The organism is Nisaea sp. (assembly GCF_039990255.1).
Taxonomy (GTDB): domain Bacteria; phylum Pseudomonadota; class Alphaproteobacteria; order Thalassobaculales; family Thalassobaculaceae; genus Nisaea.
On sequence record NZ_JBDXGG010000007.1, the window covers coordinates 538,574 to 564,324 of the forward strand.

21 protein-coding genes are annotated in these 25,751 nt (G+C 57.7%); 11 read left to right on the forward strand and 10 right to left on the reverse strand.

Annotated elements, in window-relative coordinates; translation table 11 throughout:
• Positions 1 to 15 precede the first annotated feature (15 nt).
• Complete coding sequence (locus ABJ076_RS07220; protein WP_348194594.1) at positions 16 to 1,086, reverse strand: methyl-accepting chemotaxis protein; 1,071 nt, start codon at positions 1,084 to 1,086, stop codon at positions 16 to 18.
• A gap of 394 nt (positions 1,087 to 1,480) precedes the next feature.
• Here ABJ076_RS07220 and ABJ076_RS07225 point away from each other — a divergent pair, with 394 nt between their 5' ends.
• Together ABJ076_RS07225 and ABJ076_RS07230 are read left to right on the forward strand one after the other, a co-directional pair.
• A complete protein-coding gene (locus ABJ076_RS07225) occupies positions 1,481 to 1,690 on the forward strand; it encodes a hypothetical protein (protein ID WP_348189973.1) in 210 nt (69 codons plus the stop codon).
• 482 nt (positions 1,691 to 2,172) lie between these two features.
• Complete coding sequence (locus tag ABJ076_RS07230) at positions 2,173 to 4,413, forward strand: methyl-accepting chemotaxis protein (RefSeq protein WP_348197854.1); 2,241 nt, start codon at positions 2,173 to 2,175, stop codon at positions 4,411 to 4,413.
• Between the two features lie 61 nt (positions 4,414 to 4,474).
• Here ABJ076_RS07230 and ABJ076_RS07235 read toward each other — a convergent pair whose 3' ends face one another.
• Both ABJ076_RS07235 and ABJ076_RS07240 read right to left on the reverse strand, forming a co-directional pair.
• Positions 4,475 to 6,649, reverse strand: coding sequence for a malate synthase G (locus ABJ076_RS07235; protein ID WP_348194595.1), 2,175 nt, complete (start codon positions 6,647 to 6,649; stop codon positions 4,475 to 4,477).
• 125 nt (positions 6,650 to 6,774) lie between these two features.
• Positions 6,775 to 7,290, reverse strand: coding sequence for an HAD family hydrolase (locus tag ABJ076_RS07240; protein WP_348194597.1), 516 nt, complete (start codon positions 7,288 to 7,290; stop codon positions 6,775 to 6,777).
• 558 nt (positions 7,291 to 7,848) lie between these two features.
• Here ABJ076_RS07240 and ABJ076_RS07245 point away from each other — a divergent pair.
• The 6 genes from ABJ076_RS07245 (at position 7,849) to ABJ076_RS07270 (ending at position 14,410) form a co-directional block, all read left to right on the forward strand.
• Positions 7,849 to 8,805, forward strand: a complete 957-nt coding sequence (locus ABJ076_RS07245; RefSeq protein WP_348194598.1) for a S1C family serine protease — start codon at positions 7,849 to 7,851, stop codon at positions 8,803 to 8,805.
• Positions 8,806 to 8,961: 156 nt separating this feature from the next.
• Positions 8,962 to 10,224 (forward strand): polyhydroxyalkanoate depolymerase, encoded by a 1,263-nt coding sequence (gene phaZ / locus ABJ076_RS07250; RefSeq protein ID WP_348194600.1) that lies wholly within the window; start codon positions 8,962 to 8,964, stop codon positions 10,222 to 10,224.
• A 116-nt stretch (positions 10,225 to 10,340) separates the two neighbouring features.
• Positions 10,341 to 11,885, forward strand: a complete 1,545-nt coding sequence (locus ABJ076_RS07255) for an acetolactate synthase large subunit (protein WP_348194602.1) — start codon at positions 10,341 to 10,343, stop codon at positions 11,883 to 11,885.
• A 22-nt stretch (positions 11,886 to 11,907) separates the two neighbouring features.
• Complete coding sequence (locus tag ABJ076_RS07260) at positions 11,908 to 13,050, forward strand: hypothetical protein (protein ID WP_348194604.1); 1,143 nt, start codon at positions 11,908 to 11,910, stop codon at positions 13,048 to 13,050.
• Between the two features lie 11 nt (positions 13,051 to 13,061).
• A complete protein-coding gene (locus ABJ076_RS07265; RefSeq protein ID WP_348194606.1) occupies positions 13,062 to 14,003 on the forward strand; it encodes a PLP-dependent transferase in 942 nt (313 codons plus the stop codon).
• Positions 14,004 to 14,113: 110 nt separating this feature from the next.
• Positions 14,114 to 14,410, forward strand: coding sequence for a hypothetical protein (locus ABJ076_RS07270; RefSeq protein ID WP_348194608.1), 297 nt, complete (start codon positions 14,114 to 14,116; stop codon positions 14,408 to 14,410).
• 60 nt (positions 14,411 to 14,470) lie between these two features.
• On the opposite strand, the gene ABJ076_RS07275 is transcribed toward ABJ076_RS07270, so the two are convergent.
• The 7 genes from ABJ076_RS07275 to ABJ076_RS07305 form a co-directional block, all read right to left on the reverse strand.
• A complete protein-coding gene (locus tag ABJ076_RS07275) occupies positions 14,471 to 15,022 on the reverse strand; it encodes a biotin transporter BioY (protein ID WP_348194610.1) in 552 nt (183 codons plus the stop codon).
• Positions 15,023 to 15,049: 27 nt separating this feature from the next.
• Positions 15,050 to 15,649: an energy-coupling factor transporter transmembrane protein EcfT gene (locus ABJ076_RS07280; RefSeq protein ID WP_348194611.1), complete on the reverse strand. Its 600-nt coding sequence runs from the start codon at positions 15,647 to 15,649 to the stop codon at positions 15,050 to 15,052.
• A complete protein-coding gene (locus ABJ076_RS07285) occupies positions 15,646 to 16,320 on the reverse strand; it encodes an ABC transporter ATP-binding protein (protein WP_348194613.1) in 675 nt (224 codons plus the stop codon). Before ABJ076_RS07285 ends, ABJ076_RS07280 begins: the two co-directional genes overlap by 4 nt.
• Positions 16,321 to 16,428: 108 nt before the next feature.
• Positions 16,429 to 17,211, reverse strand: a complete 783-nt coding sequence (locus tag ABJ076_RS07290) for an ABC transporter ATP-binding protein (protein WP_348194615.1) — start codon at positions 17,209 to 17,211, stop codon at positions 16,429 to 16,431.
• On the reverse strand, positions 17,208 to 18,284 hold the full coding sequence (locus tag ABJ076_RS07295; protein WP_348194616.1) for an iron ABC transporter permease: 1,077 nt from the start codon (positions 18,282 to 18,284) through the stop codon (positions 17,208 to 17,210). The genes ABJ076_RS07290 and ABJ076_RS07295 overlap by 4 nt, the downstream gene beginning before the upstream one ends.
• Positions 18,285 to 18,355: 71 nt before the next feature.
• The gene (locus ABJ076_RS07300) at positions 18,356 to 19,477 is read right to left on the reverse strand and encodes an ABC transporter substrate-binding protein (protein WP_348194617.1); all 1,122 of its coding nucleotides are present in this window, start codon (positions 19,475 to 19,477) and stop codon (positions 18,356 to 18,358) included.
• 53 nt (positions 19,478 to 19,530) lie between these two features.
• Positions 19,531 to 19,968: a DUF2946 family protein gene (locus tag ABJ076_RS07305; protein ID WP_348202634.1), complete on the reverse strand. Its 438-nt coding sequence runs from the start codon at positions 19,966 to 19,968 to the stop codon at positions 19,531 to 19,533.
• 174 nt (positions 19,969 to 20,142) lie between these two features.
• Between ABJ076_RS07305 and ABJ076_RS07310 the strand changes: the two genes are divergently transcribed.
• The 3 genes from ABJ076_RS07310 (at position 20,143) to ABJ076_RS07320 (ending at position 25,715) form a co-directional block, all read left to right on the forward strand.
• Positions 20,143 to 23,214: an ATP-binding protein gene (locus tag ABJ076_RS07310; RefSeq protein WP_348194619.1), complete on the forward strand. Its 3,072-nt coding sequence runs from the start codon at positions 20,143 to 20,145 to the stop codon at positions 23,212 to 23,214.
• A gap of 17 nt (positions 23,215 to 23,231) precedes the next feature.
• Complete coding sequence (locus ABJ076_RS07315; protein ID WP_348194620.1) at positions 23,232 to 23,654, forward strand: response regulator; 423 nt, start codon at positions 23,232 to 23,234, stop codon at positions 23,652 to 23,654.
• A gap of 153 nt (positions 23,655 to 23,807) precedes the next feature.
• Positions 23,808 to 25,715: a PhoX family phosphatase gene (locus tag ABJ076_RS07320; RefSeq protein ID WP_348194621.1), complete on the forward strand. Its 1,908-nt coding sequence runs from the start codon at positions 23,808 to 23,810 to the stop codon at positions 25,713 to 25,715.
• The last annotated feature ends 36 nt before the right edge of the window (positions 25,716 to 25,751 follow it).

The following is a 25,751-nucleotide window of genomic DNA, read 5'->3' on the forward strand; positions in this document are numbered from 1 at the left end:
CCTGTTCATCATCCGTCAGCCGTAATGCTGACGGATGCCCGAGATCGATTCGTCAATTTCCTGTCCGAGTCGGGCCATGCGGTCCGCGATCTCACCGGTCGCCCGGTGCTGCTCTTCGGCTGCTGTGCCGTTCTCCTGGATGGATCGTACCATGGTCGACACCCGCTCCGTGATTTCCGCGAACCCGGTCTGGACCATGCCGAGCGTATCGCTCAGCCTATTGGTCATTTCCGCGATGCCGTCGGCGGCTTCCCGGCTGTCTGTGGCCAGCATCTTGACCTCACGGGCGACGACGGCGAAACCAAGCCCCGCTTCGCCAGCACGGGCGGCCTCGATGGTCGCATTCAGCGCCAGCATGTTGGTCTGCCCGGCAATCGACTTGATGCCATTAAGCAATTTCAGGATGCCGTCGATTGCGGAAGACAATTCGGAGAGCTGGGAAACCGCCGAATCCACAGTGCTGGAAATGCCGGTCGCGAGATCGAGGTTGCGGCCGACATTCTGGCTGATGGTGGCCATGCTGGAGGAGAGCTTGTCGGAAGCGCCTGCCACGCCACCGATGATATCGCCTACATTCTGTCCCATCATGCCCGTGAGCTCTTCGATGGTGGACTGGTTCTTCTCGTTTTGCGCTTCGCTATAGGCAGAAGACGCGATTGTGGCTTCGGCGTTCATCAATGTGCCGATCAGAAGGGCGGCGTCCTGAGATTCTGGTGAGCCCTTGCCGACTGCAAGGACCCGGGCCGTAAGCTCCCGGCCCAGGCAGGCAAAGAATTGCCCATAGACTGCCGGGTTCATGGCGCTTTCGAGATCACCTCGCGCGAACTCGCGAACCTGCTCAACATGCTCTAGACCGATCCCAGCTCTGAACACGGATTGCCAGCGATCCTTTTGGCTTGCAACCCATGCCGTCTCGTTCTGGCCCCAAAGAAATCCGGTCAATCCATCATAGGATTTACAGAATGTGTAGGTCGCACTCAGTGCGTCCTCCAGTTCCGGTCCTACATGGTTTGCCCATATTCCGGGTAGAGCGTCGACCCTCTTCCGGTCCAAGCCGCAGCCTGCAATTAGCTCGGTCACATTCATTCAGTCTTGATCCTGCACATTTTTGATTGCTGACGCCCGGGTTTAGAGCAATTTAAAGCCAGATTGGGAACTGGTCGGGCATTCAAATGCTGGATCAAGAATTTGTGATCAATCGTCAGCGGGGCGATTTGATCTTTCGACGCCGGAAAAAGAACGAAATTGCGCGTGTCGAGGTTAACGGTCCGGTCACAAAATCTTAGCATTCAGATTCTGCAGTCAGGTTTTATGGTTGTTGGAGGATCCTGTTTTCAAGGATCCGATCTTCCGGTGCATCTATGTCTGAAATTCAAAAACATCCGTTCCAAAAAGAGGCTGATTTTTCCAACTATGCGCGTTGCATTGCGGGCCGTTAACCAATAGGCCTTGAGGCGACAAAATCCAGACAGAGGCCATCGTGGACGACAGTACCAGAAGCATGATCGAGGATGCCTATCATGAGACGGTTGAGGAGTCCTTCGCGCGTGGGCTTTCGCCTTTAAAGGCGCATATGGAAGGAGTCGTTGCCGCGGCAATGCTGTTGTCCGCCATGGTAGGTGTCGAGGACGAGGACGCCCGCAAGCAGGTCATGGATCTGGGGTTGCGGCCGTCGGTGGACGAGGATTAGCTCCGCTGCTGGCGTACCTTTCGCAAAAGGAGCAACTGCCGAACGCCAATTACAGATCGTGCGCAGGAGTGTTTTTTGATCTTTGCGGACAGATGATTTTTCGAAGGGCGGGTCGCTACCGCTATCCGGATACGTGATCCTTTGGTCTAATGTCCTCAAGTATCATTCTTTTTAGGATTCATAGTAGAATGTGGAGATAGGTTTTTTTCATATTGCATGGCCATCATGCGGTGTGCCTGTAACCCATTAATTTTTTGCTCGAATTGTAGTGTCAATTTTAGTTTTTCTTAACTTTAACAAATTACCCTCTAAAATAGAGTGCCCAACGTATTTTGAGGGGAAACATTGTGCGTGTCTTGAACAGGCTTTTCATCAAGATTCCGGCAGTTTTGCTTCTCGCTGTACTGGTGGCGACGGCAAGCAACGGGTTTTACAGCGTAAGCAAATCAACAGACAATCTCGAAGCCGCAGGCGAGAGCCGCATGGAAAGCGTGGCTCAAGCACGCGAAGAGATGCTCGGGATTTATTTCTCAAGCATAGAGGACGACCTCCGAACCGTTTCAAGGAGTGGTTTCACGCGGGACGCCCTTGCTGCTTTCACAGCCGGATGGTTGGAGATCGACGGTAACCGCACAGAAGTGTTGCAGGACATTTACATAACTTCGAACAGCAACGCGCTCGGAGAGAAAGAGAAGCTGGATCGCGGTAGTGCGGACAATGCCTATAACAGGGCTCATGGAACCTATCACCCCTGGTTTCGCGATTTCCTCAGGACCCGGGGATATTACGATGTGTTCCTGTTCGATCTGGAAGGGGACTTGGTCTATTCGGTTTTCAAAGAGGCGGATTACGCCACCAACCTGAATACTGGTGCCTGGTCCAAAACAGACCTTGGAAATGCTTTTCGTGCTGCCCTCAATGCACCGGAGAAGCATAGTTTTTTTGATTTTCGCCCTTATGAGCCGAGTGCGGACGCGCCAGCGAGTTTCATCTCGACCGGCATAGCAGACGCGAGTGGGAATCAAGTTGGCGTATTGGTCTTTCAGATGCCAATTGGGCGCATTAACGAGATCATGAATTTGCCATACGGCTTCAGTGAGGCGGGTGAGGCAATGATCGTCGGAGAAGACGGGCTCCGGCGCAGCGACTCTCGCCACGACGACACGCCGCGCGTTCTGGTCGAGAAGATGAACATCCCGATTATGTCGCAGGCTTTCGAGGGGAAAGCGGCTTCTGGAAGCGCTCCCTTCAAGGGGGATGACTGGCTGGTTGGCGCGGCACCGTTTGAGTTTCTTGGGGCTACATGGGCAATTGTGGCCATTGATGACAGAACTGGGATTCGAGCGGAGGTTTCGAGCTTTGCACTAGACAGTGCCCTGATTTCGCTAGGAATTTTTATTGTTGTCGTGGTTCTCGCCTTGTTGTTCACGCTTTCTATTACCAGGCCGTTGAGCAATCTTGTTCGTGTTATGGGTAACGTTGCTCAAGGCGACTATGATGCGAAGGTTCCGGCTCAAGATCGCGGTGATGAAATCGGTGATATTGCCCGTGCACTGCTCTTTTTTCAGGAAAAGGGCCGCGAAAACGTTGCTCTTGTTGCGAGGCAGGAAGTCGAACGGGAAGAAGCTGACCGGAGCCGGGTCGAATCTCTTCAGGGCATGGCTTCTGAAATCGAGCGCACGGCCGGTGACGCTGTCCAAGAAGTTTCCAGCAACGCGCAAAAGATGGATGAAGAGACTGGCGCTATGTCCGAGTCTGCATCCAATGTTCACAGCAGTACCGGGCGTGTTGCCTCGGCTGCTCAGCAAGCCCTGGACAATGCCGAATCCGTTTCAGCCGCGACCACTGAACTGAGTTCGTCAATTCAGGAAATCGCCACGCAGGTTTCGAGCGCGACCACGGCCATTTCAACGGCTGTCGAGGTCGGGGATACCTCTCAGAAGACCATCGGATCTCTCTCGGAAGCGGCAGACAAGATCGGAGAGATAGCAACCTTGATCAGCACGATCGCTTCACAGACCAATCTGCTGGCATTGAATGCGACGATCGAAGCGGCGCGTGCGGGGGATGCCGGTAAGGGCTTTGCTGTGGTCGCTTCCGAGGTCAAGAATTTGGCCAGCCAGACTGAACAGGCGACCAATGAGATTACGGCGCAGATTGAAGGAGTTCAGAAGGCAACAAAGGCCTCCGTCGATGCCGTTGGCCAGATGGTCAAGCAGATCACCACGGTGGACGAGATCACCGCATCAATTGCCGCTGCGATGGAAGAGCAGGAGGCGGCTACAGCCGAGATCGCACGCAATGTCAGCGAAACGGCAGATGCCGCTCGTGACGTTTCTGAAAATATCGGGCAAGTGTCGGATGAAGCAGTAAGCAACCAAGAGCGCGTAGGGCGGGTCCGTGAAGTTGTCGGGGAGGTCAACCAGTCTGTCAGGCGCTTGCGTCAGGCGATTATTAAATCTGTCCGCACATCGACTGATGATGTTGACCGTCGTGGCGACGAGCGTCTTTCAGTCCGGGAGTCCGCTGTTGTCGTAAATGCCGCGGGCAAGGTGGATGTGGATGTCGTGGATTATTCACCCAGCGGCGCCGCCGTCGCGGGCGAATCCGTCAGGAACCTGAATGTGTCCCAGAAAGTTGATGTGAAATCCAAGTCTATTGGGGATCGTTCAGCGAAAGTTGTCTCGGTTGACGACGACCGGGCGGGGCTAGAGTTTCTCTAGCCCGGCCGATCCGGCACCCAAGATTGAGGTGCCGGGTTTTTCTTTCAGATGACGTAATTTACTAAGAGGCGCTGGCTTTCACTTCCAGCCGGCGACCGTGCAGTACCGGCTCGGTATAGCCGCTCGGCTGCTCGCGTCCCTTGAATACCAGATCGCAGGCTGCCTGGAAGGCGATGCTCTTGTCGAAGTCAGGGGCCATCGGCGAATAGGCCGCATCGCCAGCATTCTGGCCGTCGACCACCTTGGCCATACGCTTCATGGTTTCTTCGACCTGTGCGGCGTCGCAGACCCCGTGATGCAGCCAGTTGGCGATGTGCTGGCTGGAGATCCGCAGGGTCGCGCGGTCTTCCATCAGGCCTACATTGTTGATGTCCGGCACCTTGGAGCAGCCGACGCCCTGATCGACCCAGCGGACAACGTAGCCAAGAATGCCTTGGGCATTGTTGTCGAGTTCCTGCTGGATGGTCTCCGCGTCCCAGTTCGGGCGCGTGGCCACCGGGATGGAGAGGATATCGTCCAGATTGGCGCGGCCACGGGTCTTCAGCTCATCCTGGCGCTGCTTCACGTTCAACTCGTGATAATGCGTGGCATGCAGCACTGCGGCGGTGGGGGACGGGACCCAGGCGGTGTTTGCGCCCGCTTCCGGATGGCCCTTCTTTTGCTTCAGCATTTCCGCCATCAGGTCCGGCATGGCCCACATGCCCTTGCCGATCTGGGCGTGGCCCTGCAGGCCGCATTCCAGCCCTATATCGACGTTCCAGTCCTCGTAGGCCTTGATCCAGGCAGAGGCTTTCATGTCGCCCTTGCGGATCATCGGGCCTGCTTCCATGGAGGTGTGCATCTCGTCGCCGGTACGGTCGAGGAAGCCGGTATTGATGAAGACCACCCGGTCCTTGGCGGCACGGATGCATTCCTTGAGGTTCACCGTGGTCCGGCGCTCCTCGTCCATGATTCCCATTTTCAGGGTGTTCGGCGCGAGGTCGAGCAGCTGCTCGGTCTCGGTGAAGAGCGCTTCGATGAAGGCGACTTCTTCGGGGCCGTGCATTTTCGGGTTCACGGTATAGACGGAACCGGCCCGGCTGTTGCCACCCTTGTTTTCGCCACGCAGGTCATGCAGGGCGATAGCGGCGTTGAACACGCCGTCCATCAGGCACTCCGGAATTTCCTTGTCGCCATCATAGAGAATGGCCGGGTTGGTCATCAACAAGCCGACATTGCGGACCAGCATCAGGCTGCGCGCGTGCAACCGGACGTCGCCGCCATCGGCGGCGGTGTAGATGCGGTCCGGGTTCAGCGTGCGGGTGACTTCCTTGCCGCCCTTCATGAACTTGTCGGCAAGATCGCCTTTCGCCAGGCCAAGCCAGTTGCGGTAGGCAAGCACCTTGTCTTCTGCATCAACCGCTGCGACCGAATCTTCGCAATCCATGATGGTCGTCAGTGCCGCTTCGACAATGACGTCGGCGATACCGGCCGCATCGTCTTTGCCGATCATGTGGCTGCGGTCGATGACGATCTCGAAATGGAGTTCGTTTTTGCGCAGCAGGATACCGCTCGGTGCATCCGCGTCGCCTTTATACCCGGCGAACTGGCTCGGGGTTTTCAGACCGGTTTTCGTGCCGTCCTTCAGCAAGATGGAAAGCTGGCCTTCGGCAATACTGTAACCGGTGGCATCCGCATGGCTGCCGCTGGAGAGCGGTGCCGATTTGTCGAGGAAATTCCGTGCCCAGGCGATGACCTTGGCGCCGCGTGCAGGATTGTAGGCACCTCCGGCGGCAGCGCCGCCTTCGTCCGAGATCGCGTCAGTGCCGTAGAGCGCGTCGTAGAGGCTGCCCCAGCGCGCATTCGCGGCGTTCAGGGCGTAGCGTGCATTCATCACCGGAACGACGAGCTGCGGCCCGGCGACGGTAGCAATTTCCGCATCGACAAGATCGGTGCCGACGGAGAAGGCGGGGCCTTCCGGCACGATGTAGCCGATGTCTTTCAGGAAGAGCTTGTAGGCCTCGAGATCGAAACCGGCGCCGCGATTGGCTTTGTGCCAGGTGTCGATTTTTTTCTGCAGTTCACCACGCTTGGCGACCAGTGCCCGGTTCTTCGGCGCGAATTCTCCGACGATGCGCTCGAACCCAGCCCAGAAAGCTTCCGGCGCGACGCCGGTGCCGGGAAGGGCTTCATCATTGACAAAATTGTAGAGCGTCTGGTCGATCTGCAGAGTGCCGATCTGGATCCGGCTGGTCATCGCGAGGCCCTTTCCGCGTGAGTTCTATGGTTCATGAATCGCGGCGCATCCTCTTGATCCAATGCGTCGCACGCAAGCACTGGTTCCGCAATGCGGAAATCGAAACCATTTTATTGTGCGGCCGCTCAATCCGGGGCTGGAGACAGCAGGTCGTTCACAAACTCCAGCAGGTCATTACCTTTAAAGAGATGGCCCGGAATCCCTGCCGCTGCGGCGGCTTCCATATCGGTTGCCCGGTCGCCGATCATGAAGGAACGAGACAGGTCAACGTCCCAATGCGCCAGAAGGTCGAGCAGCATGCCCGGCCGTGGTTTGCGCCAATCCGCGAGGTTGGTGAAACGACCGTCGTCGAAATCCGGATGGTAGGGACTAATCCGGAAGTCGTCGATCGAACCACCATGTTCCTGCAACCGCATATTCATCCATCGGTGCAGCGCCTCGACGTCTGATATTCCATAGTATCCACGGGCAATTCCGGCCTGATTGGTAACAACGAACAGAAGGTATCCGCGCGCTTTCAGCAGTGCGACAGTTTCCATTGCGCCATCGACCCATTCGATCTGGTCTGGGCGATGCGGATACCCCGTATCCCGATTGAGAACGCCGTCACGGTCGAGGAAGGCTGCCGGTCTTTTGCTCATTCTTTGGCCATTGTGCTCATCGACTGGTCACGTTTGTATCGTTCGTTATTCATTCCAGATTCCATGGGCTCAGGAGTGACATTGTTCACAACCCGTCCGCAATGTGCGCTTTTTGGTCAGTGTGCCCAGTTTCTTTACGATATTTTCACCCCTATACCGCATTCTAAAGATCCCGATGCATTGGTCAGCTCTTGGCCCGTCAATTGCATCGAACTGAAACAGTTCAAACTTGGATTTGGCAGCCCAGCCGCAGGCGCGGCGGCGCTCGGCCGATCCTACAGACGGAGTTGGACAGAATGGTCCGCTTTATGGAAATTCTTCGTAAGTCGGTACATGCTATGTTGCATCCGTATCGACCGGAAAGGCGCTATATGCGCGGCCGCTAGGCTGAACGCAATGCCCATACACTGACCTTGCCTTATCGCATGATGCGCGAGGCCGGGCTATGCGCTCTTTTCAAGACGGGGTGACGCTCTTCCAACAGCGAAGCGGCTCTGTATACTGAACCAAAGCAGAGTAAAATAGCCCAGGCATCAGGACACAAGCGCCAGGACATTGATGGAACAGGACAGCGCAAGCCCACCCAATCAGGAAGATTACGGATATGACCTAGACCGTATCTATGCTTCCCTCGTGGGTGTTCGTACAGCAATTCCGGATGATGCCTACACCGCCAGCCTGCTGGGCACGGAGCGCAGCGGAAATGGCGTCGTTATCCGGGAAGACGGTTTGGTTCTGACAATTGGCTATCTTGTCACGGAAGCCGAGCAGGTCTGGATTACAGATAATTTTGGCCGCGCCGTCGCGGGCCATGTTCTGGGCTATGATCAGGAGACCGGCCTCGGCCTCATCCAGGCCCTCGGCCATCTTGATCTGCCGTGCCTCCCGCTAGGCGATTCGGACATTCTGAGTGAAGGCGATCCGGTCGTAATCGGAGGTCTTGGAGGCCGCAAAGGGGCGATAGCAGCGGAGGTGATGGCCATCCGCGAGTTTGCGGGATACTGGGAATATCTGCTCGACAAAGCGATTTTCACGGCGCCAGCGCACCCGAATTGGGGCGGCTGCGGGCTGATCGGGCCGGATGGCAGTTTGTTGGGCATCGGATCGCTGATGGTTCAGCAAACCAGTGAGGATACAGCGGTCGACGGGAACATGATTGTTCCGATCAATCTGTTGAAACCGATCCTTGAGCAATTGTCGACCTTCGGACGGGTGGATAAGCCCGCGCGCCCCTGGCTGGGCATTTTCGGCACGGAAGTCCATGATCAGGTGGTGGTTGCGGCGCTCAGTGAAAACGGGCCCGCGGACGAAGCTGATATCGAGGTTGGCGACATTGTCGTTGCCGTTGACGATGAGCGGGTCAACTCGCTGGCGGAGTTTTTCCGGCATGTCTGGTCCCTTGGCGAGGCGGGGGTGACCGTTCCTCTATCTCTCGCTCGGGACGGTGAAATACTCAGCATTAATGTCCGTTCGATCGCGCGTCAGACTTTGCTGAAGTCGCCGGCTCTGCATTAAGCCCGCGCTCAACATTTTGGCCGGCGGGGTTTGTTGTGCGCTTTCTTTGGTGCAATGCAGCAATTTGAGTGCCAGTATTGTCTAGTTATTGTACGGACGCTGCGGCAGGCGATTGTGCCCGGCTGTGCGTGTTCGTCGGAACGCGGAGCTTAAGCGATGCTGTATCATATGTATGAAGCGACCCGCATGGCGATCATGCCATGGCGGATGGGAGCGCAGGCCGTCCGTAACACAGTTATGGCGCCTTGGAGTCCGCTCTCCTATACGCCGTTGGGAAAGCAGATCGGTTCCGCCGCAGAGATGTTCGAGCGGGTAACCCGGCGCTACGGCAAGCCTGAATGGGGTTTAGAGAAGACTGTAATCGACGGTAAGGATGTCGCGGTTGAAGAAGAAGTCGTTATCCACCGATCCTATTGCAGCCTGGTGAATTTCAAGCGCGACACCAAGCGCAAGGATCCGAAGCTGCTGGTGGTGGCGCCGGTTTCAGGGCACTACGCAACATTGTTGCGGGGTACCGTGGAAGCGATGTTACCGGACCACGATGTCTATGTGACGGACTGGAACGATTGCCGCTATGTGCCGATCACGGCGGACCGTTTCAATCTCAGCGATTACATCGATTACATCATCGACTTTCTGCATTATCTCGGCCCGAATACCCATGTTCTGGCGGTCTGCCAGCCAAGCGTTCCTGTACTGGCGGCGGTTTCCATAATGTCTGGTTGGGGTGATATCTGCGCACCGGCATCCATGACGCTGATGGGCGGTCCGATCGATACGCGGCGCAATCCGACGGCGGTTAACAAGCTCGCCAAGGAACATACGATCGAATGGTTCGAGCGCCATGTCGTCACCGTAGTGCCGCCGCCCTATCCGGGTATGGGGCGACGGGTTTATCCGGGCTTCATCCAGCTCACCAACTTCATCTCGATGAACCTCGACAAGCACATGATCTCGCTTAACGAGTTGTTCGATCACCTGGTCCAGGGCGATGAGGAGGAGGCGGACAAGAAGAAGGCCTTCTACGATGAATATCTGGCGGTCATGGACCTGCCGGCGGAGTTTTATCTGGAGACGGTGGAAACTGTTTTCCAGAAGCATTCCTTGCCGAAGGGCGAGATGATGGCCCGCTGGAACCCGGTCAAAACCGAGCAGATCACCAGAACCGCGATCCTGTGCGTCGAAGGCGAACTCGACGATATTTCCGGTGTAGGCCAGACGCAGGCCGCGCTCGATATGACGCCGAATCTGCCGGACTCCATGAAGCATTATCACCTGCAGAAGCACGTTGGCCATTACGGCGTCTTCAACGGTGGCCGCTGGCGCCGCGAGATCGCGCCTGTGGTGAAGGGTTTCATCCGCGAGCACGATCACGAGCTTGGCGGCAAAGCACGCAAAGTACACGCAATCGCGAGCTGACGGCTTTACCCGTCTCTAATCGGAACGAATGGGGTGAGGCGACCGCGCTTGCGCTTTGCAAAGCGCGGCGCCATCATCGCCGTTCTTTTTCGACTCCCTGAATCCAGAGGATAAAAATGAACGGCGCAGAGAGCCTGGTGCGGACCCTTGTCGCGTCCGGAGTGGACGTATGTTTTTCCAACCCCGGTACGTCGGAGATGCATTTTGTCGCCGCGCTTGACCGGGTAGAGGGCATGCGCTGCGTGCTCGGCCTGTTCGAGGGCGTTGTCACCGGTATGGCAGACGGCTATGCGCGGATGGCGCTGAAACCGGCCTCCACCTTGCTGCATCTCGGCCCAGGCCTCGGCAATGGTCTGGCCAATCTGCACAATGCGAAGAAGGCCTTCACGCCAGTCGTCAACATCGTTGGCGAGCATGCGACCTATCATGTTGAATATAATGCGCCGCTGACCGCCGATATCGAAGGTATCGCCCGCCCGGTCTCCGACTGGGTGAAAACCTCGCGGTCCTCAAAGGATGTCGCGGCCGACGGCGCCGAAGCTGTTGCCGCCTCCATGGGTGTGCCCGGTCAGGTGGCGACGCTGATTCTGCCGGCCAATACCGCGTGGGAAGAGTCCGACGGTCCGGCCGCCCCGGTTGCACCGGTAGCCCGTCCGAAAGCACCTGCCGAAGCGATTCGCGCGGCCGCAGCGGCTCTGACCTCCGGCGAGGAGTGCATGATCCATATCTCTGACACCGCCCTGATGGGCGAGGCGCTGGAGATGGCCGGACGTATCATGGCGAAGACCGGCTGCCGTCTGAGCTGCAAGACCAGTAACCGGCGCTGGGAGCGCGGTGCGGGCCGTGTGCCGGTTGAGCGGATCCAGTATCCGGTGGATATCGCCCTGAAACAGCTTCAGTCGGTCAAGCATCTGGTTCTGCTCGGCGCGCCTGTGCCGGTGGCGTTCTTCGCCTATCCGAACAAGCCAAGCGTGCTGGTTCCCGAAGAATGCAAAGTCGTTGAGGTGGCGCCGGAAGGCTACGACCTGCTGGACGCCCTGACCGCCATCGCCGAGGAACTCGGTGCGACCGATATCGAGCCTGTTCGTCAGAAAGCCGAAAAGCCGGAGCTGATGAGCGGTGACCTCACGCCTGAGAGTATCGCTGCGGCGATCGGCCACCTTATGCCGAAAGACGCGATTATTGCGGATGAGTCAGTAACATCGGGCCGTGGGTTGATGCCGTTCACCGCCGGTACCGAGCCACATGACTGGCTGTCGCTGACCGGTGGCTCCATCGGTATAGGTATGCCGTTCGCGACCGGTGCGGCAATCGCCTGTCCGGACCGCAAGGTAATCTGCCTCGAGGGCGATGGCAGTGGCATGTATACGCTGCAGGCGCTCTGGACTCAGGCGCGCGAGAAGTGCGACGTCGTTAACGTTATCTTCGCGAATAGAACCTATGAAATATTGAAGGGCGAACTGATGAATGTCGGCGCCGAAAACCCGGGCCGGAAGGCCTTCGACATGCTGGAGATCGGCCGTCCGGACTTGGATTGGCGGCAATTGGCTGGCGGTATGGGGGTTTCGGCGACCCGGGCGACGACCGCGGATGAGTTCAACGAACAATTCAAGCGCGCGTTGAATGAGCCGGGACCGCATTTGATTGAGGCCTGGATGTAACTTTAGGGTAAGATCGTTCTGCATGGGTCATACGCGTAAACGGGTCTCTATAGAGCGATTGGCCGTTGAGCAGCTGTCGCGCATGTTGCAAGCCGGGTCTTCTCGGGTTTTCAATTGCGCGGCGTTGCATCGTAGTGTTCTTGCCGACGGCGGTGCGCCGGGGCAGTTCCTGTTCAAGACACGGGACCTGAACAATGCAATTTTCATGAAGGAAACCTATCCCGACGACGATATGCGTGAATCGGCGTCGAAGCCTGTCGGGACCAAGGTTTTCTTCTCCTACAGTGAAAAGGCGGACCTCGACGGCGGCCGGTCCATTTTCCTGAATGATCGGAATTTGCGGACCGCATTGCAATTCCAGGCTGGTATGTCGGACTCCCTGGAATCCGAGGAAGCCGCGGCCGATCTCAAGGTTTTGAAAATTCTGGATGACCTTCCTTCGGTCGATCCGTTCCTGTTTCGGGAGCGGATGGAGGCAGAGGGGCTTGATCCGCATCCGGGTTATTTCGAGATGACCGCTGCCGAATTCGGCCGTGTACGCGACCACGTTATGAAGCAATTCCAGCCGATCGTCGAAACCGCATTCGACGGCGTCACTGATGAGAATCGCGCCAGTTATCTGAAAACTCTGGTCAACAAGCTCTGGGACGCCAACGACATGGGCGCCCTGAAACCATTGATCCAGGCCATGCGGATCAAGGAAAGCGACGCTGCGGAAACTTTGTATGCCTGGAAAGGCGTTATCTATTACGAGCATATTTTCGCTCGTCGGCAAGAAATCTGGAAAGATTTTGCGAACTGGCTCAACACAGAGTCGCGTCCGCTCGACAGCATGCCGCCGGCCGCGCAGGCCACCTTGAATGATAGGGTCGGTCAATGGCGTAAGCTTTATCAGAAGCGATGGAAAGCGGTGCATCTGATGCTGGCGGAATATCGTAATTCGTATGAAATGCTGTTCCGTGATCACAAGAGTCCGGAGCCGTTTATCGAATTTCTGCACAAGGCCGGGAAGCGCTTTTTCCAGATTGGCGATTCTATGAGCCGGATTGACCATTCCATCGATCTTTGGCGGACCTATGTTGGCGACTCTTCGATGCGGTATCTCCGTTTCGAGCAGCTCAACTCGCTGTCCAGTGTCAGTATTCGCATTCTCAACGGAAGCTGATGATGTTCAGGATGGAAAAACCGGCCGCGCTGGTCGCGCTTGAGCAGGCATTCGCGACGGCCAATGAAGGTGGAAACGGATATGCTTTCGTTTCGGCACCAGTGGCGATTTCAGCGCTGCTCGATATGCTGGATGGCGGGAATCATCTGGTTCTCTCAGAGGGCGCACATCCCGATACCTATCGTGTGATCGAATCTATTCGGCGGCGTTCAGCGGGGCTCAAGGTCGGTTTCGCGGATATGGGGGACCTGGACGCCCTGGAATTGGCTGTCACCGAGGAGACACGTCTGCTTTGGGTCGAAACAGTATCTGGACCGAGGCTTTCCCGCGCGGATCTCGCGCGGGTTGTCGAATTTGCCAAGGCCCGGGACATTCTGGTTCTGGCTGACAATTCGGTGTTGGGCCATGAAGTGCTAAAGCCGCTTGCGGTAGGGTGTGACATTGTTTTCACATCGGCCCCGGCGGGTCGCGGAGGACTGATCGCTTTCTCCAAGAGTTCGGGGTTTGCCGAGGATCGCTTTGCCTATTTGCAAAGAGCTTACGACGCAATGCCCGGTGCGGCCGAGGCTGAAGCGCTGCTGGACACCTTAAGCGACGCACCAGGGCACTTGTCTGAGCGTGCGAAAGCGGCAGCGCAGCTCGCTTCTTCCTTGAAGGATCGCAAGAGTGTAGCGGAGCTTTTCTACCCGTGCGATGGCTGTACCGATCTGTCGGTTTCCTTTCATGGTCGGCCTGAAGAAGTTGATGCGTCTCTGGCGCGATTGGCCCGGTTTCGGCCAGGGCTGGTTCCGGGCCAGCCGGGAACCTTCTGGCATTATGCTCACAGGGATTATGAGGCGGTTCCGGAAGTAATCCGCCGCGTGCTTGGCATTCCGGACGGACTTGTCCGGTTCGGTGTGCCGGCGGAAGATCCGGAAACTCTGATTCGGGATTTTCAGGCTGCGTTCGGTTGAATGGGGCTGAGAAAATGCCGCCATTCAGACTTGAATTGAAATTTCGAGCGAATATCTCTATCCTGTGAGAAAGAAGCAGGATCGGTTCCTTATGTCGGTTGGAGGCTAACATGGCTGTTGGGCCAGCAGTAAGCGCATCGGTAGCAGACCTCAGAAACGTCACTCAGACGCAGCAGGAGCCAATTGTACGGCCTGCTGCTGACGGAGATGCAGGTGAGGAACAGATCGGTGCAAGCGGTGCAGGTGTAGATGCTACTCCGAACGAGCCGACAGTGGTGAACGTGACGGATACTTCTGCAGATCGTGGAGAAAACCAAAATCCGGGTGCGGCCGCACAGGGTAATGACGGTCGGTTGCCGGGTTCTGGTGACCCGAACAGAGGCACAACTCTCGATATCGCGGTCTGAATTCTGTTCAGACCAAAATGAAAGCGGCCCCGGAGGGCCGCTTTTTTGTATATGAACGTATCAGGCTGAATGGCCGAGCGGATGTTGCTGATAGCGTTTCAGGGCGACTGCGGCGGTCGCTGCGGCAATCACCTTCAATGCATCGCCTGGAATGAAGGGCAGTGAGCCATAGAGCGCCTTGTCCATCGGAATGCCGGCGACAGCCACCATCCAGGCAATGCCTCCCGCATAAACAACCAGAATGCCGCCGAAGACGTTGATCGAGACTGCGTGGATCAGTCGGTAGCGGTCCCAGCTTTTTTCCGTCAGCCACCCGATCACGAAGGCGGCAACCGGCCAGCTGAAGAGAAAACCGGCCGTGACGCCGGAGAAGACCGCCGCTCCGCCTCGTCCGCCCGCAAGCAGCGGCAGGCCCACAGCGACCAGCACGAGAAAGACAAGCAGGGCAAGACCGCCACGCCGGGCGCCAAGGATGGAGCCGGCCAGCATGACGCCAAGGGTCTGCGCCGTCACCGGTACTCCGGTAATCGGCAGGGTGAGGGCAGGAAAGAGTCCAAGCACGGCGGTGATCGCTGCAAAAAGCGCGATCAGGACAAGGTCGCGTGTGGTCATGATTGAGAGACTCCGAATGTTCTGGTGTTAGAGGTCAATGCCGCGAGCCTCGATAGCGTCGCTGATCTGGTCGGCGCGGCGCAGGGTCAGCACCGTCATGGGGATCAAGAGGGCGAGTGCATTGCGGTCCATGCCGCGGGCTTGTTGCGCCGCGCGAACGGTTTCCCAAGTTTCTGCCAGAACCGGAATGAAACGGATGGTCATGGCGAAAACAAGGCTGGTTTTTTCCGGATTGAGTCCGAGAGGCGCGAGCGGACGAAAGATGCGTTCCAGCACAGACATCAGATCGGAGACGCGTGTGGTCAGCGTCAGCAGCAGGCCGCAGACGATCATGATGGCAAAACGCAGTGTCAGAACTGTACCGGTCTCGATCGTGGTGAACATGGCGTGGGCTGCAAAGAAGATCGCCAGAACAATCAGCATCGGGCGGGCCTGATGAAAGATCTCCGTCGATGGCAGCCGCGCCAGTGGAAACCCGACTAGAGCGATGGCGAGCCCAGTGCCAAGAAGCCGTGCGTCGTCTGTAAGAAGGATCAGCAGTCCCGTCATGAACAAAAGGCCGAGTTTCCATCCGGGAGGTAGCGCATGGACCGGGGAGTCCTTAGGCACATAGAGCGACAGTTTCACCGCGCCATCTCCCTATAGGCTGCAATGGCAGCCGATGCGGGGCCATCGAAAGCGACAAGACCTTCCGCCAATACCAGCACGCGCTCCGCCGTCGCGGCGATTTCAAGATCGTGGGTGACGCAGATTACCGTCTGCTCCAGCCCATCGATGGCATCCATCACGCGTTTCCGGTTTTTAAGATCGAGCAGAGTGGTCGGTTCGTCCAACACCAGATAGCGCGGCTTCCGGAGCATTGAGTTGGCGAGCGCGAGCAACTGCTTTTCGCCGCCGCTCAGGCTATGGGAAGGCTGGTTGCGCAAATCGGTCAGTCCGTAGCTGTCGAGGATGCGTTCGATCCGCTCGTCCTCAGCCGCCGGGGGGAGTTTGAGGCCCTTCAGACTGAAGCGAAGGTCTTCTTCCACCAGTGGCATGACGATCTGGTTGTCAGGGTCCTGAAACAGGAACCCAACCTGCCGGCGGACGTCTTTCGCGGCTTTCACGGTATCGAGGCCGTCCACGGTAACAGTGCCAGTGCTTGGCCGACGCAGGCCGTTGATCAGTCGGGCGAAGGTCGATTTACCAGATCCGTTGGCGCCGATCACGGCAATCCGCCGTTCCCGCAGCGTCAGGCTGATGTCCGCGAGGACAGTCCGGTCTCCCGCCGTCACGCTGACAGTTTCGAATGCGATCAATGCAGCTTCCTCTTCGCCGGTTCTCAAAGCCAGCGCGCATACCGATCTGTCGTACGGACATGAATCGGATAGGGAGTGCAGGGCTTCTGCCTGAGCAGGCGTGGGAATTCAAGCTGAAACGCGTTCTTTCTGGCTGCCGGGCGGGTTTGCGAGCCCGGTTGGCGTAATGGCAAAACCGCCTGAGGCAGTGCGAGTAACCTCTGCGGTGACTCCGTAAAGCGTTTCGATTGCTGCGGCTGTCAGGACTTCTTCTGGTGTGCCGGTCGCCAGGATGCGTCCCGCAGACAAGCTGATGACCTGGTCGGCAAAGCGGGCTGCCAGCCCAAGATCGTGCATAGCTGCAATGGCAAGAATTCCATGCGTCTGGCAATGTTTGTGAACGATGTCGAGGACAAGGATCTGGTGCCGCAGGTCAAGCGCGGCTGTCGGCTCGTCAAGCAGCAGAACGCGAGGCGTGCGAACCAGTGCCTGGGCGAGAAACACCAACTGGCGCTGACCGCCGCTGAGATGCCCCAATGTTCGTGACTGAAGATCTGTCAGCCCGAAGATGGCAAGCGCTTCAAAGGCTGCTATGCGGTCATTCTCGCCTACCCGCAGGCCGAGGCTTCTCAGCCGACCAAGCAGAACAACTTCCAAAACGGTCAATGCAGATGCCGTCCCGGTGTCCTGCGGCATGTAGGCAATGGAATCTTCCGGCCGTTCGCCCGATAGCAGCGACACCGTGCCGCCATGCGGTTGCAGCCCGGCAATCGCCCGCAGCAGGCTGGACTTGCCAGTACCGTTCGGGCCGACCAGCGCGGCGCGGCACCCGGCAGTGAGGTTGAAACTGATATCCCGCAGGATCTCCGTCTGTCCGTAACTGAGAGAGAGGCCATTTACACACAGTGTCACCAGTAAGCCCTCCGTTGTTTCAGGATCAGTCCGAACAGGAAAGGCACACCGATAATCGCGGTGACGATACCGATCGGAACGATGGCGCCTGGCGCGATCAGCTTCGAGGCAATCGATGCGCCGATCATGATGCCTGCTCCAGCAGCGCCTGATAGCGGTAGCAACAGGCGTTGATCTTCCCCGACCAGCATGCGTGCGATATGCGGGGCGACGAGCCCGATGAAGCCGATTGTGCCGACAAACGAGACGGCGCCTGCGGTCAGGAGGGCCACGATTGCGAAAATTCGAAACCGGAGCGGTTTGACCTTCACGCCCAGGCTGGCTGCGCGGTCGTCTCCGAGCCGGAGCGCCGTTAGCCGCCACAGGTCCGGTATAATCAGAAGCATCCCGACGATCAGAACCGAGCCGGAGACCTTGACGCTGATCCAGTCTGCTTTCAGCAGGCTGCCAAAGACCCAGAAAACGATCTCCTGCAGGACTTCCGGCGAGGCCATGTATTGCACGAGGGACTGAAGCGACTGGAACAGGAACAGGGTTGCGATACCGGCCAGAACCATGATCTCCGCGCTCATACCGCGTCTCCATGCGAGGCCAAGAACGATCAAGGCGGCGAGTGAGGCAGTGCTGAAAGCGGCCAATGGAACACTGAAAGCCGACAGGGCGCCGAGCGATAAGCCGGTGAGGATGGCGATCGACGCACCAAGACCGGCCGCGGCGGAAAACCCGAGCGTGTAGGGGCTGGCCAGCGGGTTTCCCAGGATGGTTTGCATCAACGCTCCGCCTATCCCGAGGGACGCCCCGACGATCAAGCCGGTCAGGGTCATCGGCAGGCGAATATCGTGCACGATCACGAGTGTCATCGGATCACTTGCGCCATCCGCATCAACCAGAGCAGCGAGGACGTCGAAGACATTCAGGAAAGACGGGCCGATCAAAAGGTCGGCGATGGCGGCGGCGCAGACCAGTGCGATGCCGACCAGAGCCAAACCGGACCGCCGCGCCATCAATGATCTGTAGGCAATCTGCTCCTGGGCAAGCTCAGGGGCAGGCTCCTGCTGGAGTGAATGCGTCATGCTTTTCTCGCGATAGGAGGAAGCGGGCCGGTCCCGGCGAAGCTGTGAGCACCACCGGGACCGGAAGGTGATCAATCCACTTTCAGCATGAAGCTTCCACTGGCCTTAACAGGCAGCCATCTTTCGTAGAAGCGCCGGTGGTTCTCCTGCGGGTCGATATCGGCAAACGCCTCCGGATGCAGCGCTTTGGCGATGAATTGCAGGAAGGTGTAGTCGTAGAGGGTCCGGGCGCCGCCGTGATAGACGGCATAGATTTCGTTATTCCGGATCGCAGGCAGCTCCGCCCATCCGGGACGAGACCGGTATGCCCTTGCTCGTGCCTGCGTTTCATTTTCGTCGACGCCGAAGCCCATCAGAACAGCCTGATCCCGACCTGCCCAACCGGAGCCTGCAAGCAGGACCATTTCCGGTTTCGAAGCGAGCACATATTCGGGGCTGAGAGCACCCCAGTTCGTGATCTGTCCGTTGGCGATATTGTCTCCACCGACAAGGTCGATCACGCCGCCCCACATCCGTCCGGCATAGCTGTTGTCGTATTCCGAAGCACCCTTGCGTGCGAGTTCAACATAGACTCGTTTTTTCGGTCCGGTAGCATTTGCCACACGGGCGAGGACGTCTTTGAAGGCGTTCTCATATTCGCTGGCCAGTTGTTCGGCACGATCCTCGGTGGCCATAACTGCCCCGATCAGCCGGGCACTCGCCAGATGTTTTTCCAGGGTCTGTGCATTGAAATCGGCGGCAACCACGGGGATGCCCGCTTTCTCCAGTTTGTCGACCGCATTGCCCATGGCGCGGAATTGCCATGCGGCGACGATGGCGACGTCAGGTTTTGCTACCAGCGCTGCTTCAAGGTTGAAGGTTCCGGATTCAACTTCGCCGACATCGACAAGCTTTTCGATGCGCGGCTCAACCGCGCTATATGCTTTCCATTGCAGGTTACGCCAGCCTTCCCACGTATCGCGGGAGATGGCGACGACACGCTTGAAGGCATCTGGGCCAACGATGGCGTAAAAATCCTCGAAGTAGAAACCGAGAAGAACGCGCTTTGCGCCGTGCGGCACGGTCACGGTTCGGCCAAGAGTATCCGTGACGGTGACGGTTTCAGGAGCGGCGGATGCCGTCGTGGGGATTGCGGCAAGTAATGCGGCGGCGAGGGCTAGACAAGCCCCGGCCGCACGAAGAGTGCGGAGCATGAATTTTCCTTTTGTGAAAGCTAATCGCGGTGCCGAGGCACCTATTGGGAGGATCAGGTCACAGAAGGAGGCGCTCGTGTCAGGTGCCGGCTTTGGTATGCAGCCAGACGATGGTGTTGCTGGTTCGGTATGATTTGCCGGATATGACCGGAAGACAGACCGTGTGGGATACCGTCAACAGTTGGTGCCGGCAGAATGAAAGCGCCGAAGGACTGGCACCAGTCGCATGTGTTTGCACCACCGGTCGCCGGAACGGGACGACCTTGTGCGTCAACAGCGATGGTCCGGAGGCCATCCGAGGAACAGATCTCGACGATCTGCTCCGCTTCTCCTGAGAGGAGAGCGGCATAAGCGGCTGATGCCGGTGTGGAAAACACACCGGTCATGGCGAATTGCACCGCGACCCAGAGGATCGCGGGGAGCAGCGCCAATGTCCGTTTCTGCCTCAGAGACTTCATGGCTTGACCGATGCGGTGAAAATCGGCGGCCACAATGTCGTGCCGATTAATGAAAGGCAATCTTAAAACCGTACGATGCGGCAACAGTCGCTTGGTGGCCGCTCTGTTCTCATAAAAATTGTATTGATTTTATTTTTAGCACTGGCACTCCATAGTATGAAAAATACTGTTATGTGGTACCTTTTGGTTGGTGCCTCTGGAGCCACTATGACACGGGCTTTAGCCTCTGTTGCGGCATTTATACTTATCCTCGCGTTTGGCAGCGGGATTTCATACTGGGTATATGACCGGCAGTATGCTGCGCTGATATCTGATGGCAGCGCACAACTAGCGGTCGCCCGGTCGACATTTTCACGTGAACTCAATCGGCTTTTTGATCCGGGACCAGCGGTCTACGAGACAATCACTGATACCCGTCTCGTCGGACTGTCAGATCTTGAGGTTGAGGATCTGTTCTTCGCTGTAGCGACGGGACCGGTTCGGCGTTTGCCGCAGATAAACGGAATCTATATCGGGTTTCCCGATGGCCGTTTCCTGCAGGTGCAGGATCTTGTGCCTTTGAACCAGAGCGCTACCGAAGGGAAACTGACGCGGAGGGTTATTGACGACCCGACCGGGGAACCTGCCGGACACTGGTTTTCCACGGCAAAGAAGACCGGCCGCTGGGTCGGGGTGGATGTCGCGTCCGGGCCATACGATCCTAGAAGCCGTCCCTGGTATAAAGAGGCTCTTGCTGCTGAATCCGGTGTCTGGACAAAACCTTATCAATTTGCGTCCAGCGGTTCTCTAGGCGTCACGTACACGCGGAAGCTCTATCACGATGACGGTGCGCTGTGGGGGGTTCTGGGGGTGGACCTGTCTCTCTCGTCGCTCTCCCTCACTCTTGTTCAGGCTTCGGAGATATTGAATGGCTTCGGCGATCTGATTTTTGCAACGGACCTAGCCGGGAGAATGCTCGGGCATCCGGATCTGGTGCGGGCGAAACCGTCAGAGAAGCTAGATGTGGAGGCTTTTCTGGAGCGTTACCGGGAGAAAAATTCGGTTGAGCAGATCCTGATCGAGTCTCTGCTGGTTCCAGGCACCGTTAGCATCGTCGATACCGGTGAAGCTCAATATCTGGCTACGAGGGCTGTACTCGACCCGGATCTCGCAATGCCCATCAGCATCTATCTCGCAGAAGGCATGAATACCATTCTGGCCGATGCGAATACCACTTTGATGCGCAATGTGACTCTGTTGTTCGTCGCCATTGTCGCTTTCGGGACGGTCTCGTTCTATGTGGTCAAGCTCGGTGTTGAAGTCACTGCGAGAAAGAAAGCGGAAGCGGAACTCGTCGAGGCCCGCGATATGGCGGAAGCCGCCACCCGTGCCAAATCGTCTTTCCTCGCCACAATGAGCCACGAGATCAGGACACCGATGAATGGTGTCATGTCGATGGCTGAACTGCTTGCGCTCAGCAAACTCAATGCTGAGCAAAGTGGGATGGCCCGGGTCATACGGGACTCCGCTGGCGCTCTGTTGACTATCATTAACGATATTCTCGACTTCTCCAAGATCGAAGCCGGAAAGCTCGATATCGAGACTGTTCCGTTTTCTCTTATGGAGACGGTGGACGGCGCCTCTGAAATCCTGATCCAGAAGGCGGACGAGAAAGGACTCTCGCTGATAGTGGATATCCAGACGGATCTTGCCGACCAGCGTCATGGCGACCCGACCAGATTGCGCCAAATTCTTCTTAACCTCGGCGGTAACGCCGTCAAGTTCACCGAACGTGGCAATGTTCGTATCAAGATCCGTGAACTTTCCGATCATGACGGTGAGTGGCTTCGGTTTGAGGTTCTGGATACCGGCATTGGATTGACCGAGGAACAATGCAGCAAACTTTTCAAACCCTTCGTCCAAGCCGACCAGTCGACAGCCAGGAAGTTTGGTGGCACCGGTCTGGGGCTGTCGATCAGCCATCGTCTGACAGAACTTATGGGGGGACGTATAGGCGCTCTCAGCACTCTCGGCGAAGGATCTACTTTCTGGTTTGAGCTGCCGGTGAAAGGGGATGAGGGAACGGTTCCGGCCCCAGACCACGATCTTTCCGCAGCAAGAGTGTTGCTCGCCGGGCTTGAGCCCTGCCAGGCCGATGTTGCGACCCGCTATCTGCAGGCGGGAGGCGTGACCGACATAGGAGCAGACGATCCGGAAAATACTCAACCGTGCGACCTCGTGATTGCAGGGCTGGGGGGTGAGTTGGACGATGCCCGGCGGGTATGTAAACCGGGCGGGGCGCTGGCGCTTTGCGCTGGACGGGAGGCTCTGGCTGGTCTTCCTGACGCGGCCAAGAAGAGCGCCGCGGTTTTGCTCCCTCTGCCGATCACCCGCCCAAAGCTGTGGCGCGCCGTGGCGATAGCACTTGGCCTGGAGCGCGCCGATGCGCAAGAAGGGGATGCGCGTCCGGAACTTGCGTTCACGCCGCCTCCACTTGAAGAGGCCCGGTCTGCGAATGCAATTGTGCTTGTCGCCGAAGACAATCCCACTAACCAGGTGGTGGTCCGCAAAATGCTGTTCCGCATGGGCTTTGCCTGCGAGATTGTCGATGACGGCGCTGCCGCACTCGCCGCGCTTGATGATGGCGGTCATGGATTGCTGCTGACCGATATCAACATGCCTGGCATGGATGGATTTTCGCTTGCCCGGGCAATTCGCGGAAAAGAAACCGCCGCTGATAAGCCTTTGCCGATAATCGCTCTCACAGCCGATGCGATGGCCGAAACCGAGGCGGAATGTCTCGCTGCTGGCATGAACGCCTGTCTGACCAAACCGATCGACAGCAAAATGCTCGTTTCTTCTCTGTCTGATTATCTGCCTGCGGGTCTCCCACTGCGACGCGACGCCGAGAGCGACGAACCCGAGCCCGAAGAGGCGGAGGATGTTCCCGATCTGCCCGTCTGGGACCGGGAGATCTTTGAGCCGGCCGCCATGGAAGAGGCTTTTGGCAAATTCGATGACGAGGCGAAGGAGTTCGTTTTGTCCGCGCGGGGAGCGTGGGGTGTTCGGATTTCCGAAGTCGGTCATGCCATGCAGGAGGGAGACATGGCGGCCGCGCGCAACGCGGCGCATTCCCTCAAAGGAGCTGCGCTCTCGGTTGGAGCGCTCCGTCTGGGGCGCATCGCAGGCGAGTTGCAGGACGCGCTTGACGCGCAGGATGACGTGATGGCCGGGATTATGGCTGAAGTGCTGGAGCCAACCCTCACAGAGTTCGACGAAACGGTTAAACGGATTTTCTAGGAGTCCGGGGAGGGCTGATGGGTATTCCGAAAATAAAGTACGAAACGATGAATGTTCTTGTACTTGAAGATGAATTCTACATTCGGAAAATCATTGTAAGGCTGCTGCGCGAGATCGGTTTTGAGGCCGTTTACGAAGTTTCTGACGGAATTGACGGGATGAAGGAGTTGCTGCGTGTCCGTCCAAATCTGATCCTTTGCGATATTCATATGGAACCGATGGGTGGCATGAAGTTTCTGAAGACCCTGCGGGGTTTGAAAACCGGCGGTGTTGCGGATTTGCCGGTGATTTTCCTGACTGCCGATGCAGAGGTTGACACAGTCATGAAAGCAAAGGAGTTGCGCGTTGACGGGTATATAACGAAGCCGGTTTCTCTGACACATCTCAAAACCAAGATCGATACGGTCCTGACGGAACATGCGGCCGCCAATCCAAATTGAATGCGATCGGTTTTGAGTACACTCGGTAGATATTGGCGGATGAATCGAGAAATCATCCGTCACTGTCATATTTCGCAAACCTGAAACGCATAATCTCCTGACTTCCATAATGCGCCGAAAAAACGGCCAAAGACGCGAATTCGGAGAGAGAATATGCAGGATATCAAGCACAGCCCGATCCCAGGTCCGGACCACGATATGTCTTTTGACGAATGGGATGAGGCTACCAGCCCCAGCCCCGATGTCTGCGGTTTCGATATCGTTGTTGAAAGCGCAATGAGCCGTCGTGGCTTCCTCGGCGCGCTGACTGTATTCGGCGCTTCCAGCTTCCTTATGGGCACCTCCGCGCTGACGCCGGTCGAGGCGGCCACCCGTCTTTCCTTCGAGCAGGTTGCGGCGAATACGCTGGACACGATAACCGTGCCAAAGGGCTATAACTGGAACATCGTCACGAGTTGGGGGCAGCCACTCTGGTCTCGCGGTGCCGATTTCGACCAGTCGACCCGGGGTACGGGCGAGACGCAGGAAATGGCTTTCGGCGACAATAATGACGGCATGGCCCTGTTTGTCTCCGGCGGCAAGAATGTCCTCGCCGTGAACAACGAATACACCAACCGCTCGATTATCTATGGAGCGCGTGAAAGCAAGCTGCCGGAAAACCCCGACGATGTGCGCAAGGGCAAGGCCGCGCATGGTGTCAGCGTTATGGAAGTCGAAGAGCAGGACGGCCGCTGGCATGTCGTTGTCGATTCGCCTCTGAATCGCCGCATCACCGCCGATACGCCGATGGAGCTGACCGGCCCGGCGCGCGGCCATGATCTGATGAAGACCGCCGCCGATCCGAGTGGCACCACCTCGCTCGGCACCTGGAACAATTGCGGTAACGGCCGCACTCCGTGGGGCACCTATCTGGCCTGCGAGGAGAATTTCAACGGTTACTTCTCCTCTAGTGACGAGGCCTACAAGCCGAGCGCCGAGCTCAGCCGTTATGGCGTGAAGACGAAGGATTGGGGTTACGCCTGGGCGACAGCCGACGAGCGCTTCGACATCTCCAAACATCCGCATGAGCCGAACCGCGCTGGCTACATTGTCGAAATCGATCCGATGGACCCGACCTCTACCCCGAAGAAGCGCACCGCCCTTGGCCGTTTCAAGCACGAGAACGCCGAAGTGGTGGTCGCGGCGAACGGTCAGGTTGTCGCCTACATGGGCGACGATGAGCGCGGCGAGTTTCTTTACAAGTTCATCTCCGACGGCACCTATGCCGTGGGTGGCGACAATTCTGACTTGCTCGAGACCGGCTCCCTCTTCGTTGCCAAGTTCAATGACGATGGCTCCGGTGAATGGCTCGCGCTGACGCCGGAAGCCACGGGCATGTCACGGCCGGAGATCTCGATCCATACGCGGATCGCCGCCTCGAAGGTTGGCGCCACGACAATGGACCGGCCGGAATGGGTTTCCTCGCATCCGAAGAAGGCCGAAATCTATTGCTGCCTGACCAACAACAAGAACCGCGGCGTAAAGCCGAATGCCGGTGGCGACGATACGTCGGCCAACGGACCGAACCCGCGTGAGAAGAACAATTACGGTCAGATCGTGCGCTGGCAGCCGGCAGGCGGCGACCATATCGCGAGCGGTTTCAACTGGAACCTGTTCGTACTTGCAGGCAACCCGGCGGTGCATTCCGACGCGTATGCGGGCTCCGGTAACGTCAATGCCGACAATATGTTCAATTCCCCTGACGGCCTTGCCTTCGACAGCACGGGCCTGCTCTGGATCCAGACGGACGGCAACTACAAGAACGAAGGCGATTTCGCTGGAATGGGGAACAACCAGATGCTGGTTGGCGATCCGGAAACCGGTGAGATAAAGCGGTTCCTCGTCGGCCCTAATGAAGCCGAGGTCACTGGCGTAACATGGAGTGCGGACCGCAGAACTCTGTTTGTTGGCATCCAGCATCCGGGTGAGAAGGGCAACAGCCACTTCCCGGACGGCGGCGCCTCGGTGCCGCGCTCCTGCGTCATCGCCATCAAGCGCGACGACAACGGCCTGATCGGCTAGGACTGCTGCGTCTACCAGACCGGCCGGCCAGCGATC